We start from the raw sequence: 16,054 nt of genomic DNA on the forward strand, positions 1-16,054 counted from the left end.
ACGGGCAGAACACCTGCAACCGTGGCTGCATGAGTACAACTGGCATCGTCCTCATGCCAGTCTGGGCTACCAGCCCCCCATCAGTCGTCTTCAATCCGTGAACAACCTGGTGGGTTTACACACCTAGGCCGGGATCTTTCGTTGGGGCCGCACCGCCGTGATGGCGGGGCCCGCTCAGGGAGTCTGTTCGAACAGCTCGAGGGCGGAGAGGTAGAGCTCTTCGATGTCGGTGTCGCTGGTCGGGGTGATGAAGATGGTGTCATCACCGGCGATGGTGCCGAGGATCCCTTCCGCCTTGCCGAGGGAGTCGAGCAGGCGGGCGATGAGCTGGGCCGCCCCCGGGCTGGTGTGGATCACCACCAGGGCGCCGTTGTGGTCCACATCCAGCACCAGGTTCTTGAGGGGGCTGGAGGTGGTGGGCACGCCCAGTTCCACCGGCAGGCAGTAGACCATCTCCATCTTGGCATTGCGGGTGCGAACGGCGCCGAAGCGGCTCAGCATGCGCGATACCTTGGACTGGTTGATGTTCTCGAAACCCATCTCTTGCAGGGCGGTGACTATCTCTGCCTGGGAGCCAAATCGTTCTTCTTTCAGCAAGGCTTTAAAGGCCTTCGCCAGTTTTTCTTGCTTGTCGTTATGCTTCATCTTGGACTCACGAATGAGGGAGGGTGGCGGCCTGTGTAGGGCAGGCGGCAGCTGGTTTCAGCACGGCCATTTTGCATTCATATGCCTTTTTTGGCAAGGAACTGCGGTTTGTACTGCATATCGATGCAAGTTTAGCTTGCATCGCCCCCTGTTGAGATTAAAATCAGGACGAAATTTTGAAAACTTATTCAATCAGGTTGTATGGGTATCGAATTAAAAGCTATCGACAAATCCTGGCATAAGCAGCCTGTCCTGCAACAGGTCTCCTTTCGCACCCATCCCGGCGAAACCCTGGTATTGCTGGGGCCGAGCGGTGCGGGCAAGAGTTCGCTGCTGCGGATGCTCAACCTGCTCGACACCCCGGATGCCGGCACCCTGCGCATCGGCCAGAGTGAATTTTCTTTCCCGTCGACCCTCTCCAAGGGGGAGTTCGCCCGGGAGGCCCAGGCCCTGCGCCGCAAGGTGGGCATGGTGTTCCAGCAGTACAATCTCTGGCCCCATCTGACTGTACTGGAAAACCTCATCGAGGCGCCCATCAAGGTGCTCGGCATGGGCAGGCAGGCCGCCATCGACAAGGCCGGTTATCTGCTGGCCCAGCTGCAGCTCGCCGACAAGCGGGATGCCTGGCCTGCCCGGCTCTCCGGCGGCCAGCAGCAGCGGGTGGCCATCGCCCGTACCCTGATGATGGATCCCGAGGTCCTGCTGTTTGACGAGCCGACCGCGGCCCTGGATCCCGAGATAACCAAGGAGGTCGCCCAGATCATCCGCGGCCTCGGGGAGACGGGGATCACCCAGGTGGTGGTGACCCATGAGGTCGATTTCGCCCGCAAGGTCGCCAGCCAGGTGATCTACCTGGAGCGGGGCCAGATAGTGGAAGCGGGCTCCGCCGAGATCTTCGCATCGCCCCAGACCCGTCGTTTTGCCGAGTTTCTGAATCACTGAATCACTTCATTTTGACAAGGATAAGCACATGAAAAAGATCGCATTGCTGGCCGTGGCCATGGGCGTATTGAGCACCTCCGCCCTGGCCAAGGAGATCAAGTTCGTCACCGAGGCGACCTATGCACCGTTCGAGTATCTGGATGACAAGAACGAGTTTCAGGGATTCGATATCGATCTGGCCCGCGCCATCTGTGCCCAGGTCAAGCTGGAGTGCAGCTTCCACAACCAGGCCTTCGACAGCCTGATCCCCAGCCTCAAGTTCCGTCGTTTCGATGCCGCCATCGCCGCCATGGATGTGACCCCGGAGCGGGCCGCCCAGGTCGATTTCTCCGACATCTATTACGAGAACTCCGCCGTGTTCGTGGCCAAGAAGGATGCCTTCAAGGGTCCGGAAGCCCTGGTCGACAAGACGGTCGGTGTCCAGAATGGCAGCTCCCACCAGTCCTATCTGGTGGATAACTGGGTCAGCAAGGGGCTGCTCACCGTGCCTTATGCCAGCTATCAGAGCGCCTTCCTCGACATGATGAACGGCCGTACCGATGCCGTGTTTGCCGATACCGCCGTCGCCGCCGACTGGCTCAAGCAGCACAAGGAGTATGCCGTGATGGGCAGCCCGGTCACCGACGCCAAATACTTCGGTACCGGCTTTGGCATCGCCGTGGCCAAGGACAACAAGGAGTTGTTGACCCAGCTGAACAAGGGCCTGGCCGAGATCAAGGCCAACGGCACCTATCAGCAGATCTTCGACAAGTACTTCGCCCAGTAAGCCATGCTGAGTCTGCTGCTTGACGCGACCTGGATGACCCTGGGGCTGGCTTTGGCCTCCCTGGCCGGCGGCATGGTGCTGGCGCTGGCCTTCAGTGCCGCCGAGCTCAGTGGCAAGCCCTGGCTCGGCTGGCCCGTCGCCGCCTTCACCACCCTGGTGCGCGGCCTGCCCGAGCTGCTGGTGGTGCTGTTCATCTACTTCGGCTCGACCCAGGTGCTGTTCCTCATCACCGGCGAGTATGTGGAGTTCAGCCCGTTCGCCTGCGGCGTGCTGGCGCTCTCTCTGCTGTTTGCCAGCTATGCCTGTCAGACGCTGCGGGGTGCCCTCAATGCGGTACCGGCGGGGCAGCGTCAGGCGGCGCAGGCGCTGGGGCTCGGAAGGGGACGAACCTTCTTTCGCATCGTCCTGCCCCAGGCCTGGCGTCACGCCCTGCCGGGGCTGGGCAATCAGTGGCTGGTGCTGCTCAAGGACACGGCCCTGGTCTCCCTCATCGGGGTCAACGAGATGATGCGTCAGGCCCAGATGGCGTCGGCCAGCACCTATCAGCCCTTCACCTGGTATGCCACCGCGGCCCTCATCTACCTGGTCATCAGCCTGGTGAGCGAGTTCGGCCTCAAGCAGGCATCCCGCTATACCCGCCGCGACGGAGGTTAGGGATGCAAGACTATCTGATGACCCTGCTTGGGGGATTGGCCACCACCCTGCAGCTCACCGCCTTGAGCCTGCTGCTCGGCGTTGCCATGGCGGCCCTGATGACCTGGGTGCTGGAGCGGCGCATTCCGCTGGCGACCCAGCTGGTGCAACTCTGGGTGTTGCTGTTTACCGGCACCCCCCTGCTCATCCAGATCTTCCTCATCTATTACGGGCCCGGCCAGTTCGAGTGGCTTAAATCGGGGCCGCTCTGGCCCATGCTCAAGCAACCCTGGTTCTGCGCCGTGCTGGCACTGGGATTCAATACTGCCGCCTATTCGACCCGCCTGTTCAAGGGGGCGCTCGATGCCATCCCGGCCGGCGAGGTGGAGGCTTGCCGCGCGCTCGGCTTCACGCCGGGACAGACCCTGTGGATGAAGGTGCGTCATGCCGCGCGGCGGCTGGTGCCTGCCTACTCCAACGAGGTGATCCTGGTGCTCAAGGGGAGTTCGCTCGCCAGCACCATCACCATCATGGACATCATGGGGCTGGCCCAGCGCCTCAATGCCCAGACCTATGACACCCTGGCGGTATTCACGGTGGCGGGCGCCCTCTATCTCACCATGAACGGTTTGTTAACAATTGGCTTTCGCTGGTGCGAACGGCGGGCGCTGGCCTTTCAGGGCTGAACGGCCGACACAGCCCGCCCGGTGGCAGGGAAACGCAGAAAATCTGTGCTTTCCCTCCAACTTTTCACTTTTCTCCCTCCCTTTTGCTGCTGGCTGTTCCATAGCTCACAGAACCTGTTGTCACAACTGTTATCAGATTGTTTTTTCGGGGGGGATCCATTAAGGTTGGGCCCACAACAAGAAACAACCTTAAACCTACGCTTAAACATGGAGTTGATCATGAAAGTTGCCGTTCTGGGTGCCGCCGGTGGCATAGGCCAAGCCCTTGCCCTGTTGCTGAAGAATCGTCTGCCTGCTGGCTCCGAATTGAGCCTGTATGACATTGCCCCCGTGACCCCGGGTGTGGCCGTCGACCTGAGCCATATCCCGACTGACGTGAAAGTAAAAGGATTTTGCGGCGAAGACCCGAGCCCGGCTCTGGTCGGTGCCGATGTGGTGCTGATTTCCGCCGGTGTGGCGCGCAAGCCCGGCATGGATCGTTCCGATCTGTTCAACATCAACGCCGGCATCGTCAAAAACCTGGTGGAGAAGTGCGCCGCCAGCTGCCCGCAAGCGCTGATCGGCATCATCACCAACCCGGTCAACACCACTGTGGCCATCGCCGCCGAGGTGCTGAAGAAAGCCGGTGTCTATGACAAGCGTCGCCTGTTCGGCGTCACCACCCTGGACGTGATCCGCGCCGAGACCTTCGTGGCCGAGGCCAAGGGCCTGAACGTGGACAAGGTGCGTGTCAACGTGATCGGTGGTCACAGTGGCGTGACCATTCTGCCGCTGCTGTCCCAGATCGAAGGTGCCGATTTCTCCGCCGAGGAAGTGGCTGCCATGACCAAGCGGATCCAGAACGCCGGTACCGAAGTGGTGGAAGCCAAGGCCGGTGGCGGCTCGGCGACCCTCTCCATGGGTCAGGCGGCCTGCCGCTTCGGTCTCTCCCTCATCAAGGGTCTGCAGGGCGAAGCCAACGTCATCGAGTGTGCCTATGTGGAAGGCAATGGCGAGCACGCCAGCTTCTTCGCGCAGCCTATCCTGCTGGGCAAGCACGGTGTCGAGACCATACTGGACTACGGCAAGCTGAGCGCCTTCGAGCAGGACGCGATGGATGGCATGCTGGCCACCCTCAAGGCCGACATCCAACTGGGCGTCGACTTCGTCAAGTAAGCCGCAAGACGGCAGGAAAGGGGAGCTCAGGCTCCCCTTTTGTCATTGTGCGCCCGGCGAACCGGGTGCCAGGCCCCATCCGGGGTTAAGGGATGAACCCTCGCTGCCGATACAGAAAGGCAGCAGGAGAATCACCATGACGAAAGCCATCCCCCTCATTATCTTTGCATGCCTGTCGGCCGGAGCGCTCCGGGCCGAGCAGGAGGCCGTCGCGCCGAGCGAGCCCATGCTGGCGGCGGCCTCCCGCCCCGACTCTGCGCCTGCGACCGCCCTTGAGGGGGCGACGGTGCCAGGCGGTTCGGCCCCCCTGCCTGCCGCCCCGAGCGCGCCTCCCCCCGGGGCCGGCCTGCCCCAGTGGCCCCTTCCTACCGGCGGGGCCTCGGCGGCGACGGCCACCCTGGTGGAGGTGGCGGATCCCGCCGCCAAGCTGCCCCCCGTTTCGGTGGCGCCCCTGCAGGCGGTGCCGCTCTATCGGCAGGATGAACTGCTCGACTGGATCGAGCAGGGGCGTCACCTCAAGCAGGTCAGGCAGGACAGGTGCCAGCTGACCCAGGATATCGAGGCGCGGGCCAAGGTGATGAAGATCCCCTCCTACCAATTCCTGTGGGGGGACATGCTGGCCTGGGGGGTGTGCGTCAAACCCGATGCCGAGCAGGGGGTCAAGTATCTGTGGGCGGCGGCGGATCAGGGGTTGGCACCGGCACTGGAGCAGCTGGGTCGCTACTACTGGAAAGGGATCCTGGTGCAGAAGGATGCGCTGCGGGCCGAGACCCTGATGCGGGAGGCGGCGAGCCAGGGGCTGCTCAAGGCGCAGCTGGCGTGGGTGGAGATGCTGCTGGCGGGGCTCGGCAGCCCCCTCGACTATGAGGAGGCCTATCAGTGGCTGCACGGTGCTGTGATAGGCGACAAGGCGCTCCATGGCCGGGCCGCCAGCCTGCTCTCCCGCCTCGCCGCCCGCATGCCCGCCAATGCGGTGGCGCGGGCCAAGGCGATGAGCTGATGGGGGCGTTGGTCCCGTGATGAAGGAGGGCCCCTGCTTGCGGCAGGGGCCCTCCTGTTATGGGGAGATCAGCCGCCGTGCCGTGCAGGCTGTTTCCCCTTCCTTGATATGAATGTCCGGCCCTTACAGATCTTGATGGGGACCAAATACTTCGTAATGCAGGCGATCGTCACTGACCCCGAGGGCCAGCAGCTGCCGTTTGATGCTGGCCATGAAGGGCAGGGGGCCGCAGCAGTAGTAGTGCGCATCGCCCGGCAGCAGTTCCTGCACCTGGGTCAGTGCCATGGTGCCGCTGAAGTCATAATCCATCCCTTGCCGATCCTGATCCTGCGGGACGCGATACCAGACGCGGCTCCGCAGCCGTTCATGGCGATCGCACTTGTCCTGGATATCCTGTCTGAAGCCGTGCAAGCTTCCCTGCTCGCAGGCGTGCAGCCAGCGGATCTCGCCGTCATGACCCTTGGCCAGCAGCTGGTTGAGCATGCTGAGCATGGGCGTCAGGCCGACACCGGCCGAGATCAGCACCACGGCTTGGCCGGGCTCGGCGGCCAGCACGAAGTCCCCCGCCGGTGGCATCACCGCCAGTATGTCCCCGGGCACCAGCTTGTCATGGAGCAGGTTGGAGACCAGCCCCTCTGGCTCGCGCTTGACGCTGATGCGGTAGTCGCGGCCGTTGGGGGCATCGGACAGGGAATACTGGCGGATCTCCTGATGCATCAGGTCGGGGTGGGTCAGCTTGAGGCTGAGATACTGGCCGGGCTGGAAGTCGGGGACGGGCTGACCATCGACGGGGGCCAGGACGAAGGAGGTGATGACTTCGCTCTCGACCCCTTTGTGGGAGATGACGAAGGGGCGGGCGCCCTGCCAGCCACCGGGCTGCTCGGCCTGCTGGTGATAGAGCTCCCCCTCCCGGCCGATGAAGATGTCGGCCAGCACCCCATAGGCTTTGCCCCAGGCGGTCAGGACCTGCTCGGTGACCGCTTCTCCGCCCATTTCTTTGAGCGTGGCCAACAGATGACTACCCACAATGTGATATTGTTCCGGCTGGATCAGGAAACCAGTATGCTTGTGGGCGATGCGCTCGACCGCGCCGGCGAGGGCGCCCAGGTTGTCGATATGTCTGGCGTAAGCCGCGACGGCATTGAACAGGGCCAGGGGCTGGCCGCCACTGTGCTGATGGGCCAGGTTGAAGATGTCCTTGAGCTCGGGGTTGTGGCTGAACATGCGTCGATAGAAGTGCTGGGTGAGCGCAGGGCCCGCCGACTCGAGCAAGGGAATGGTGCTTTTGATGACGGCGATGGTGGCTTGATCTAACATAGGTCCTCTTAATTTGACATCTAGAATGACACTTTATAAGTGGCATCCTAGATGTTTATTTGATGAGGATCAATCCTCCCTCTTTCGCTTTGCGCTAAACAGGCACTATGAGACTGACAAGTTATACCGATTTTGGATTAAGAGCCCTCATCTATCTGGCGACCCTGCCGGAGGGGGAATTGTCGAGCGTCGCCAAGGTGTCCGCCTTGTACGGTGTCTCTCGCAACCACATGGTGAAGGTGGTCAACCAGCTGGTTAAGCTGGGCTATCTGCAGTCCCAGCGTGGCAAGCATGGCGGCATCCGGTTGGCCTGTGCCCCGGATACCATCAATATCGGCCAGGTGATCCGCGAGCTGGAAGGCAATCTGGATGGCATCGACTGCCACTCTCCCGCCTGCCACATCATCTCGGTCTGCCTGCTCAAGGGGGCGCTGAAGGATGCGATGAATGCCTTCCTGGCCGTGATGGACGGTTACAGCCTGCAAGACTTGCTGGCCAACCGGAGCGAGCTGGAACAGGTGTTCGGCCAGCTGATCCCGACCCTCACCATTCCCGCCGACGACAACGAGTTCTGAGGCGATCCCCCTCAACGCGAAGGGCTGCCCGTGGGCAGCCCTTCTTTATTGCGGTCATGGAGCCTGGGTCGGCATCAGTCGTCGTCCTCGTCTGATGCCGTGCTGCGATAAAACTGCGGCATGATGCGCGCCATGGTCACCATGTTCTGCTCGACCTCGAGGATCTCGATGGGGTAGCCCGCCAGCCGGATGCTGATGTTGGGTTGGGGGATCTCCTCCAGGTACTCCAGGATGACGCCGTTGAGGGTGCGCGGGCCATCGGTGGGCAGGTGCCAGTTCATCTCCTTGTTGAGTTCGCGGATGCTGACCGAGCCCTCGACCAAGAAGGAGCCGTCAGGCTGGGGATGGATCTCTTCGCTCGGAGTCGGGGTCATGGAGGTGGTGAAGTCACCGACTATCTCCTCGAGGATGTCGTCCAGGGTGATCAACCCCTGGATGTCGCCATACTCGTCGACGATGAGGCCGATCCGCTCCTTGTTGCGCTGGAACTTGGCGAGCTGGACATTGAGGGGCGTCCCCTCGGGGATGAAGTAGAGCTCCTTGACCGCGCGCAGCAGGCTGGACTTGCTGAACTGATCCCTGGCCATCAGCCGCAGGGCATCGCGGGCATGCAGGAAGCCGACCGCGTCGTCGATGTTGTCGCGATAGAGCAGGATCTTGGTGTGGGCGCAGTGCACCAGCTGGCGCAGTATGGTCTTCCAGTCGTCATTGATGTCGATGGCATAGATCTCGCTGCGCGGCACCATGATGCTTTCCACCGTCATCTTGTCCAGATCCAGGATGCTGAGCAGCATCTCCTGATGGCGCTGGGGGATCATGCTGCCCGCCTCGTTGACTATGGTGCGCAGCTCCTCGGTGTTGAGGGAGTCGCCCTGCTTGGGCGTGATCTTGAGCAGCTTGAGTAGGCTGCTGGTGATGCCGTTGATCAGCCAGACGAAGGGGTAGAGGGGTACCATCAACCCCTTGAGGATCCAGGAGGCGGGGTAGGCGATCTTCTCCGGGTACATGGCGGCCAGCGTCTTGGGGGTGACCTCGCCGAAGATGAGCACCACTATGGTCAGGCCGAAGGTGGCCACGGCCACCCCTATGTCGCCGAACAGCCGGATGCAGACGATGGTGGCGATGGCCGATGCCAGTATGTTGACCAGGTTGTTGCCGATGAGGATGAGGCCGATGAGGCGATCCGGGCGGGCAAGCAGGCGTTCCACCCGGCGGGCGGCCTTGTGTTTGGTCTGGGCGAGATGGCGCAACTTGTAGCGGTTGAGCGACATCAGGCCGGTTTCGGAGCTCGAGAAGAACGCGGAAAGGAAGATCAGAATAACGAGAACAATCAGTAATGTACTCGTTGATATGCTGTCCAAGAAGGGCTCCTGTTGGGGCTAAATAATGAATGTAGGGGGTGAGGTATCAGCTCAGCAGCACTTCTTTGACGAAGCGGCTGCCAAAATAGGCCAGGGTCAAGATGGCCGAACCTATCAGGCTCAGGGTGATGACGCGGCGACCGCGCCAGCCTCTGGCATGATGACCCCAGAGCAGAAAGGCGTAGACGCACCAGGCGAGAATGGAGAGCACCGCCTTGTGGGACTTGCTCTGGGCAAACATGTCTTCCAGGAAGAAGAGGCCGGAGGCGATGGAGAGCGTCAGCAGAAACAGGCCGGCGGAGATGAGCTGGAACAGCCGCTTCTCCACCGTCATCAGGGGCGGCATCGCGGGCAGTTGAATGATCTTGCGAGATTTTAACTGGCGGTCCAGGCAGGCGAGTTGCAGGGCGAACAGGCAGGCAATCATCAGCACCGAATAGGCCATCAGGGCCAGGCCTATGTGCAGCAGCAGCTGGGGATGGGCCTCCAGATGGGTGATGTAGCGGCTCGGGATCAGCGCGCTGGCGGTGAGCAGCAGGGCGGAAAACCCATAGACCACCGGCAGCAGGATCCAGCCGTTGAAACGGCGAGCGGCGCAGGTCATGAAGGTGCTGATGATGAGGCTCACCAGGGAGGCCACGTTCAACATGCTGAGGTTCTGGCCTGAATTGGTCTGCATGACCTCGGCACCCAGGGTGATGGCGTGAGCGACCAGGGCGAACGCGACGCAGGCAAACAACTTGTGCTGTCCAGTTGGCTTGGCGCTCAGCAGCAGATGCAGGGAGGCGATGATGGCCAGCAGATAAAACGCCAGGGCCAGAACAGAGATCACGATCATAACCAGGTCGTTGTCGAACAAGCAGTTAGATGAACAAGGGAGGCAGTATACCCTGCACCCGAGGTGCTCGCCAGTTGTGCAATCCGCAATCTGCCCATATATAGGGAGCAGGGCGCCGCAGCCGATGCGGCGAATAATCGTCCTCAGGCGATGGCTGAGGTATAATGCCGCCATTTACTACGCCAAGAACCGGAAAGCGTCATGTTTGAGAATTTGACAGAACGACTCTCGCGCACCCTGCGCAACGTCAGTGGCCGTGGGCGGCTGACCGAAGATAACATCAAGGAGACCCTGCGCGAGGTGCGCATGGCGCTGCTTGAGGCGGACGTGGCGCTGCCCGTGGTGCGTGACTTCGTGGCCCGCGTCAAGGAACGCGCCGTCGGCCAGGAAGTGGCCAAGTCCCTGAGCCCGGGTCAGGCCTTCATCAAGATAGTGCACGGCGAACTGGTCACCGTGATGGGAGAGGCCAACGAGCAGCTCAACCTGGCCGCCCAGCCGCCCGCCATTATTTTGATGGCCGGCCTGCAGGGTGCCGGTAAGACCACCACCGTCGGCAAGCTGGCCAAGCTGCTCAAGGAGCGCAGCAAGAAGAAGGTGCTGGTGGTCAGTGCCGACGTCTATCGCCCCGCCGCGATCAAGCAGCTCGAGACCCTGGCCGCGGACATCGGCGTCGATTTCTTCCCGAGCGAGGCGACCCAGAAGCCGCTGGCCATCGCCAATGCCGCCATCGATCAGGCGCGCAAGAAGTTCTATGACGTGGTGATCGTCGATACCGCAGGTCGTCTGCACGTCGATGGCGACATGATGGCGGAGATCCAGGATCTGCACGCCGCCATCAAGCCGGTGGAGACCTTGTTCGTGGTGGATGCCATGACGGGTCAGGATGCGGCCAACACCGCCAAGGCATTCAACGAGGCGCTGCCCCTCACCGGCGTCATCCTCACCAAGGCCGATGGCGATGCCCGCGGCGGTGCCGCCCTGTCGGTGCGCCACATCACCGGCAAGCCGGTCAAGTTCATCGGCATGGGGGAGAAAACCGACGCGCTGGAGCCGTTCCACCCCGACCGTCTGGCGTCGCGCATCCTCGGCATGGGGGACGTGCTGTCCCTGATCGAGGAGGTGGAGCGCAACGTCGACAAGGAGAAGGCGGCCAAGCTGGCCAGCAAGGTCAAGAGCGGCAAGGGCTTCGACCTGGAAGATTTTCGCGAGCAGCTGGTCCAGATGCGCAACATGGGCGGCATGATGGGCATGCTCGACAAGCTGCCAGGCATGTCCGGCCTGCCTGACAATGTGAAAGATCAGATGGATGACAAGCTCACCGTGCGCATGGAGGCCATCATCAGCTCCATGACGCCCAAGGAGCGCGCGCACCCCGATCTCATCAAGGGCTCCCGCAAGCGCCGCATCGCCGCGGGTTCCGGCATGCAGGTGCAGGACGTCAACAAGCTGCTCAAGCAGTTCACCGAGATGCAGCGCATGATGAAGAAGATGTCCGGCAAGGGTGGCATGCGCAAGATGATGGGCCAGATGAAAAACATGCTGCCGCCGGGCTTCGGTGGCGGTGGTCGCGGCCCCTTCTAAACGACCCCGCCTGTCATGGCGGCAGAGGCTCCCCAGAAGGGAGCCTCTTTTGTCTGCCGTCTGTGCAAAAATTGGCTGGCTCGGTTGCAATCAGCATGAATTCAAGTAGAATTATGCGGCTTATTTTAAGCTAGGGTCCGCGTGTTTGCGGGCCTTGTTCATTAGATGTTAATGAGGACGATATGGTAACCATTCGTTTACAACGTGGTGGCGCGAAAAAGCGTCCGTTTTACCAGGTAGTAGTTGCTGACAGCCGTAACGCCCGTGACGGTCGTTTCATCGAGCGCGTCGGTTTCTTCAACCCGGTTGCTTCTGGTTCCGCTGAGAAGCTGAACCTGGACCTGGCTCGCATCGAGCATTGGGTTGGTACTGGTGCCGCTGTCTCTGACCGCGTTGCCAAGCTGATCAAAGACGCTGCCAAAGCGGCTTAATCAGTTAAACGGTAGGGAGTTAAGGTGGATAAACCTATAGTTCTGGGCACCCTGGGTACCGTATACGGCATCAAGGGCTGGCTGAAAGTGAACTCCTTCACCGATGTTGCCGAAGCGATTTTCGATTACAAACCCTGGCTGATCAATCAGAACGGGGTGTGGCGTGAACTTCAGGTTTCATCCTGGAAGCGTCACAACAAGGGTCTGATCTGCAAGCTCGATGGTATCGACGTGCGCGAGGATGCCCTGGCATTGACCAATGTCGAGATTGGCGTTCACGCCGATCAGTTGCCGAGTCTGCCCGAGGGTGAGTTCTACTGGCGCGACCTGATTGGTTGCACCGTGTTGACCACCAAGGGATACGACCTTGGCAAGGTGACCGAATTGATGGAAACCGGCTCCAACGATGTGTTGGTGGTTGAGGCCAATGTAAAAGATGCCTTTGGCGCAAAGGAGCGGTTGATTCCGTTCCTGGAAGAGCAAGTGATCAAGAATATTGATCTGACTGCTCGCACAATCGAAGTTGATTGGGATCCTGGTTTCTAGTTTCCCGCGGTGTGCCGGAGGTTTCTTATGTGGATTGGGGTGATCAGCCTCTTCCCGGAAATGTTCCGAGCCATTACCGAGCACGGGGTAACGGGTCGGGCCGTCAAGAGTGGCCTGCTGCAGATTGAGTGCTGGAACCCCCGGGACTTTACCCACGACAAGCACCGTACGGTCGATGATCGTCCATATGGTGGTGGGCCCGGCATGTTGATGATGGTTCAGCCGCTGCGTGATGCGATTCATGCGGCCAAGCAAGCGGCGGGAGACGGGGCGAAAGTCATCTATCTCTCTCCTCAGGGACGCAAGCTGACACAGGCGGGCGTGACCGAGTTGGCGCAGGATCGAAAACTGATCCTGATTGCCGGTCGATACGAAGGTATCGACGAGCGCGTGATACAAACCGAGGTCGACGAAGAGTGGTCTATCGGGGATTACGTGCTAAGTGGTGGCGAGTTGCCTGCCATGACCCTGATCGATGCGGTTTCGCGTCTGGTACCAGGGGTATTGGGGGATCAGGCCAGTGCCGAGCAGGACTCCTTCACGGATGGCCTGCTGGATCATCCCCACTACACTCGACCTGAGCTGTTGGATGGATTGGCGGTGCCGGAGGCGCTGACAAGCGGCAATCACGAAGTGATTCGGCGCTGGCGGCTCAAGCAATCGCTCGGACGAACCTGGCAACGTAGGCCGGAACTTATTAACAACCTAGCTCTGACTGACGAGCAAGAATCACTTCTTGCCGAGTATGTCCGCGAAGTGCGTGACAGCGTTTAGTAGAGTTTTCAGTTTATCCTAGGTAAGGAAAGACAATGAGCAAGATTATTCAGCAGCTTGAACAAGAGCAACTGCGTACCGACATCCCGGCTTTCGCCCAGGGCGACACCGTACGTGTTCAAGTGCGTGTTAAAGAAGGTGGTAAAGAGCGTCTGCAGGCTTTCGAAGGCATCGTCATTGCCAAGCGTAACCGCGGTCTGCACTCTGCTTTCACCGTTCGCAAGATCTCCAACGGCGAAGGTGTTGAGCGTGTATTCCAGACTCACTCTCCGCTGATCCACAGTGTAGAACTGAAGCGTCGTGGTGATGTTCGCCGCGCCAAACTGTACTACCTGCGCAACCTGTCCGGCAAAGCTGCTCGTATCAAAGAGAAGCTCAACTAATTCGACTCGAATTGGTGTCGATTTATCGACGGATAGTGAAGAGGCTCGCCAATGGCGAGCCTTTTTTATGTCCGCTAGCGAGGCTAGGGATTGACCCTGACCACCGAGTTGTCCCGCCCGAACGGGCCGGGGACATAGTCGTCCGCCGCCCAGTCATTGTCGTAGCGACACTCGCCATCGGGCTGGATCAGCCGATAGCAATACTCGAAATGGCTGGGGCCGTCGGTGGGCAGGTTGAGAGTCGCCTTGAACTCACCGCTTTTCATGCGCTTGAGCGCGATCGGCTGCCACTGGTTGAACTCTCCCAGCAGCAGCACCTGCTCGGCCCCCTCTGCGGCGGCCTTCTCCACCTCGAAGGTGACTTTGACTTCCGGACGAGACTTGAGGAACTGCTTGTTGATAGGCATGACGCCTCCTTGTCATTGGCTACGAAGAAACCGGGTTGGTTATTTTTATACCAATTTATGACAGGGAGATAGATAAAGCCTCATTCGGGCAGGGCAAAGTGGCGCATGAGCAGGGCATGGGTGAAGGGGATCTTCAGATAAAAACCCCTTGGCAGTGTCATGATGGGCTGACCGGCGCGGCCGATGGCCCGGGTCAGCGCCTTGTTGTTGGCGGCCTTGGGGCGCAGCTGCATCACCTGGCCATGGCGGGCACTGATCTGCTCCACTTCCCCCAGCACTATCATGTCCATCAGCTCCTCCCAATCCTGGCGCAGCAAGGCGTCCTCCTCCGGGCTCGGGCGCCACATCAGCGGCATGCCGACCCGGCGCTCGCCAACGGGGATCTCCCGGCTGCCCTCTACCGGGATCCAGAGCACCCGCGACAGCTTGTTGCGCACGTTGGACTCCTCCCAGCATTGGCCGCTGATCCCGATCAGTGGTGCCACGCAGACGAAGGTGGTCTCCAGGGGCTTGCCTCTGGGATCCACCGGGATCGTCTTGAGTTCTATGCCGAGCTCGGGAAAATCCTGCTCCGGTCGGCTGCCGGCACTGGCGCCCAGATGCCATTCGATCAGTTGCCCGACCCAGCCCTTGTCCCGGCGCAGGTCCCGCGGCACCGCTATCCCGGCGTCGGTCGCCAGCTGGGCCAGGGTAAAGCCGGCGATGGCATGAGCACGATCCAGCAGCTCCTGTTCTGACTGGGGGGGGTGGGGCATAGGATCCTCCTGTGGATGAAAAGTCGCTACCTGTCCCCAAACCGGTTTCTGACGCTTTTGTGACCAGTCTAGATGGCGGGGCAGACGAATACCCTGGCAGGGGTATTCTTCTCTTATGACTATGATTTTAAATGGTTTTGATAGAAAAGTCCGGCTTTGTTGCGCGCAGGATCCTGGGGGAAGGAACTTGTCCAAGGGTTTGTCCTGCTTGTTGCACACAGTTATCCACAGAAAACTTGGATAACTGATCAATGGTGGCCATCGCTGCCGTGGATGGAGAAAAAAAATGTGATCCATCCGCTTTTTCGGCCCGGATCCTGATGAGAAAGAAGGCAAGGCTTGTGGATAAATTGCCCTTGGTGGATCTTTGAGCGCCGGAACTTGTTCACAATCAGGATCCGGGATCCTGTTTCGGATAAAGCATGGATCTTGATCCAGTTAAATGAAGATAATATATTGTTTTTAATGTGTTTAATGTCTTTGTGTTTCAGTGGGGTATGCCAGCATATTCATACGCACGGTAGCTGATATTCAACCGTATACCCGCTTGCCCACAGTGTTATGCACAGAACGGGTGAGCAACTTGCCAGAGAGGATCCCAATGTTTGTTTATAACTTGGGTTGAAATCGAAAGTTATTCATGATTGCTGATCGACAACCGCTGTTTGCCGGCAAGGGGTGAATGTGGAACAATCTCTTTATAGATTCAGCCTTTATAAGGTGATCACGTGATAGATGGTGACGGGTTTCGTCCCAATGTCGGCATCGTGATCTGTAACCGCGAAGGACAAGTTCTGTGGGCTAAGCGCTATGGACAGCACTCCTGGCAGTTTCCCCAGGGGGGAGTGGATGAGGGTGAAACACCAGAGCAGGCCATGTATCGGGAGCTCTATGAGGAGATTGGCCTCAAGCCCGACGATGTGACCATACTGGCTATCAGCCGTAACTGGCTCAAGTACCGCTTACCCAAACGACTTGTCCGTTGGGACAGTTCACCGGTCTGTATTGGCCAAAAACAGAAATGGTTTCTGCTGCAGTTGAATCCAGGGAAAGAGTCGCACATTCAATTTGGCTGTTATGGTCATCCTGAGTTCGATGACTGGCGCTGGGTCAGCTTCTGGTATCCGGTTCGCCAGGTGGTCTCCTTCAAGCGGGAGGTGTATCGCCGGGTGATGAAGGAGTTTGCCCCGCTGGCCATGCCGGTGGTGCAGCAGGCAAGCAACAAGAGGGAAGGGCGGCGCCACCGCTCTCGTTAAGGA

General features: G+C 60.0%; 20 protein-coding genes. 14 read left to right on the forward strand and 6 right to left on the reverse strand.

Features of this window, described 5'->3' with window-relative positions:
* Positions 1-127 (forward strand): integrase core domain-containing protein (locus ACLHZ1_RS10670; protein ID WP_427262147.1); only part of this gene is annotated, 127 nt, incomplete at its 5' end.
* A 47-nt stretch (positions 128-174) separates the two neighbouring features.
* On the opposite strand, the gene argR is transcribed toward ACLHZ1_RS10670, so the two are convergent.
* Positions 175-645, reverse strand: a complete 471-nt coding sequence (gene argR / locus ACLHZ1_RS10675) for a transcriptional regulator ArgR (protein ID WP_005308670.1) — start codon at positions 643-645, stop codon at positions 175-177.
* Between the two features lie 201 nt (positions 646-846).
* Between argR and ACLHZ1_RS10680 the strand changes: the two genes are divergently transcribed.
* From ACLHZ1_RS10680 to ACLHZ1_RS10705, 6 genes are all read left to right on the forward strand, one after another.
* Positions 847-1,587 (forward strand): ATP-binding cassette domain-containing protein, encoded by a 741-nt coding sequence (locus ACLHZ1_RS10680; RefSeq protein ID WP_427262075.1) that lies wholly within the window; start codon positions 847-849, stop codon positions 1,585-1,587.
* Positions 1,588-1,615: 28 nt separating this feature from the next.
* Positions 1,616-2,353 (forward strand): transporter substrate-binding domain-containing protein, encoded by a 738-nt coding sequence (locus tag ACLHZ1_RS10685; RefSeq protein ID WP_427262076.1) that lies wholly within the window; start codon positions 1,616-1,618, stop codon positions 2,351-2,353.
* Between the two features lie 3 nt (positions 2,354-2,356).
* Positions 2,357-3,007, forward strand: coding sequence for an arginine ABC transporter permease ArtQ (artQ, locus tag ACLHZ1_RS10690; RefSeq protein ID WP_427262077.1), 651 nt, complete (start codon positions 2,357-2,359; stop codon positions 3,005-3,007).
* A gap of 2 nt (positions 3,008-3,009) precedes the next feature.
* Positions 3,010-3,672, forward strand: a complete 663-nt coding sequence (artM, locus tag ACLHZ1_RS10695) for an arginine ABC transporter permease ArtM (protein ID WP_427262078.1) — start codon at positions 3,010-3,012, stop codon at positions 3,670-3,672.
* A 219-nt stretch (positions 3,673-3,891) separates the two neighbouring features.
* Positions 3,892-4,827: a malate dehydrogenase gene (mdh, locus tag ACLHZ1_RS10700; protein ID WP_427262079.1), complete on the forward strand. Its 936-nt coding sequence runs from the start codon at positions 3,892-3,894 to the stop codon at positions 4,825-4,827.
* Between the two features lie 136 nt (positions 4,828-4,963).
* Positions 4,964-5,827 carry a tetratricopeptide repeat protein gene (locus ACLHZ1_RS10705; protein WP_427262080.1) on the forward strand — a complete coding sequence of 288 codons (864 nt, stop codon included), beginning with the start codon at positions 4,964-4,966 and terminating at the stop codon, positions 5,825-5,827.
* Positions 5,828-5,950: 123 nt separating this feature from the next.
* On the opposite strand, the gene hmpA is transcribed toward ACLHZ1_RS10705, so the two are convergent.
* A complete protein-coding gene (hmpA, locus tag ACLHZ1_RS10710) occupies positions 5,951-7,144 on the reverse strand; it encodes an NO-inducible flavohemoprotein (protein ID WP_427262081.1) in 1,194 nt (397 codons plus the stop codon).
* Positions 7,145-7,251: 107 nt separating this feature from the next.
* Here hmpA and ACLHZ1_RS10715 point away from each other — a divergent pair, with 107 nt between their 5' ends.
* Positions 7,252-7,719, forward strand: coding sequence for an Rrf2 family transcriptional regulator (locus ACLHZ1_RS10715; protein ID WP_427262082.1), 468 nt, complete (start codon positions 7,252-7,254; stop codon positions 7,717-7,719).
* Between the two features lie 74 nt (positions 7,720-7,793).
* Here ACLHZ1_RS10715 and ACLHZ1_RS10720 read toward each other — a convergent pair whose 3' ends face one another.
* Positions 7,794-9,080 (reverse strand): HlyC/CorC family transporter, encoded by a 1,287-nt coding sequence (locus ACLHZ1_RS10720; protein ID WP_408793665.1) that lies wholly within the window; start codon positions 9,078-9,080, stop codon positions 7,794-7,796.
* A 46-nt stretch (positions 9,081-9,126) separates the two neighbouring features.
* Positions 9,127-9,918: a cytochrome C assembly family protein gene (locus tag ACLHZ1_RS10725; RefSeq protein WP_427262083.1), complete on the reverse strand. Its 792-nt coding sequence runs from the start codon at positions 9,916-9,918 to the stop codon at positions 9,127-9,129.
* Positions 9,919-10,119: 201 nt separating this feature from the next.
* Between ACLHZ1_RS10725 and ffh the strand changes: the two genes are divergently transcribed.
* From ffh to rplS, 5 genes are all read left to right on the forward strand, one after another.
* Positions 10,120-11,499, forward strand: a complete 1,380-nt coding sequence (ffh, locus tag ACLHZ1_RS10730) for a signal recognition particle protein (RefSeq protein ID WP_427262084.1) — start codon at positions 10,120-10,122, stop codon at positions 11,497-11,499.
* Between the two features lie 182 nt (positions 11,500-11,681).
* The gene (rpsP, locus tag ACLHZ1_RS10735; protein ID WP_041995155.1) at positions 11,682-11,930 is read left to right on the forward strand and encodes a 30S ribosomal protein S16; all 249 of its coding nucleotides are present in this window, start codon (positions 11,682-11,684) and stop codon (positions 11,928-11,930) included.
* Positions 11,931-11,954: 24 nt separating this feature from the next.
* Entirely contained in the window at positions 11,955-12,476 is a 522-nt protein-coding gene (rimM, locus tag ACLHZ1_RS10740; RefSeq protein ID WP_427262085.1) for a ribosome maturation factor RimM, read from the forward strand.
* Between the two features lie 27 nt (positions 12,477-12,503).
* A complete protein-coding gene (gene trmD, locus ACLHZ1_RS10745) occupies positions 12,504-13,250 on the forward strand; it encodes a tRNA (guanosine(37)-N1)-methyltransferase TrmD (protein ID WP_111874750.1) in 747 nt (248 codons plus the stop codon).
* 35 nt (positions 13,251-13,285) lie between these two features.
* The gene (rplS, locus tag ACLHZ1_RS10750) at positions 13,286-13,633 is read left to right on the forward strand and encodes a 50S ribosomal protein L19 (protein WP_005313505.1); all 348 of its coding nucleotides are present in this window, start codon (positions 13,286-13,288) and stop codon (positions 13,631-13,633) included.
* 83 nt (positions 13,634-13,716) lie between these two features.
* Here rplS and ACLHZ1_RS10755 read toward each other — a convergent pair whose 3' ends face one another.
* On the reverse strand, positions 13,717-14,040 hold the full coding sequence (locus ACLHZ1_RS10755) for an isoamylase early set domain-containing protein (protein WP_408793672.1): 324 nt from the start codon (positions 14,038-14,040) through the stop codon (positions 13,717-13,719).
* An 80-nt stretch (positions 14,041-14,120) separates the two neighbouring features.
* A complete protein-coding gene (gene mutH / locus ACLHZ1_RS10760; protein ID WP_427262086.1) occupies positions 14,121-14,795 on the reverse strand; it encodes a DNA mismatch repair endonuclease MutH in 675 nt (224 codons plus the stop codon).
* 728 nt (positions 14,796-15,523) lie between these two features.
* Here mutH and rppH point away from each other — a divergent pair.
* Positions 15,524-16,051 (forward strand): RNA pyrophosphohydrolase, encoded by a 528-nt coding sequence (rppH, locus tag ACLHZ1_RS10765; protein WP_084205309.1) that lies wholly within the window; start codon positions 15,524-15,526, stop codon positions 16,049-16,051.
* The last annotated feature ends 3 nt before the right edge of the window (positions 16,052-16,054 follow it).

It is taken from the genome of Aeromonas sobria (assembly GCF_050266975.1).
Classification (GTDB): Bacteria; Pseudomonadota; Gammaproteobacteria; order Enterobacterales; family Aeromonadaceae; genus Aeromonas; species Aeromonas sobria_B.